Below are 822 nucleotides of genomic sequence, written 5' to 3'. Positions count from 1 at the left end.
TCTCTAAGCTTTCACAGGGTGTCTTTCGGAGGCTATTGCCATGAACAACGTTGCCATTGTCGCTATCGATCTAGGGAAACATACCTTCCATCTGCATGCGCAAGATGATCGCGGTCATGAGCTCTACCACAAGAAATTCAATCGCGCAGGTCTGGCCAGGCACCTGGCCAACCTTGAACCGTGCACGGTGGCGATGGAGGCCTGTGGTGGCGCCCACTACATGGCGCGAGAAGCGGCAAAATGGGGGCATGTGCCCAAGCTCATTGCCCCCCACCTCGTGCGTCCCTACGTGAAAAGCAATAAGAACGACTTCGCCGATGCCATGGCGATTTGCGAGGCGGCGAGCCGCCCGACCATGCGTTTTGTAGCTCCTAAAACCGAAGCGCAACAAGCGCTGGCCATGCTTAACTCGCAACGAGACGCCTACATCAAGGAACGTACGGCCAGCGTCAATCGGATTCACGCCGGTCTGTTAGAGGTCGGTGTCAGCCTGTCTCCAGGCTTTCACGCCATCAAGGAACTGCCAGCGCTGCTGGAGACGTGTTCATTTTCTGCGCAGATCAAACAAATCCTCCTGGGGCTGCGTGACCACTTCAATTATCTGGACGAGCAGGTCAAGGCACTGGACAAGCAGGTTGAACGCCAGGCCGCTGAAGATGATCTGGCTTCTCGCCTGATGACAATTCCTTGCGTAGGTCCGATCACCTCCAGCGTCCTGGCTGCGGAGTTGGGCAACGGTCAGCAGTTCAAGTGCGGTCGAGACTATTCAGCCTCGATTGGGTTGGTGCCCAAGCAACATTCCACTGGCGACAGGACGGTACT

At 56.4% G+C, this 822-nt stretch carries 1 protein-coding gene; it reads left to right on the top strand.

All coding sequences use genetic code 11. The annotated features are described in order from the left end of the window. Positions 1-40: 40 nt before the first annotated feature. The coding region (locus tag AC3WTM_RS29500) for an IS110 family RNA-guided transposase (RefSeq protein ID WP_492574123.1) at positions 41-822 on the top strand (782 nt) is incomplete at its 3' end.

It is taken from the genome of Pseudomonas sp. EU05-FHT14B02 (genome assembly GCF_058791055.1).
The sequence above is the reverse complement of the archived record's forward strand: the minus strand, read 5'-3'. Positions and strand labels throughout refer to the sequence as shown.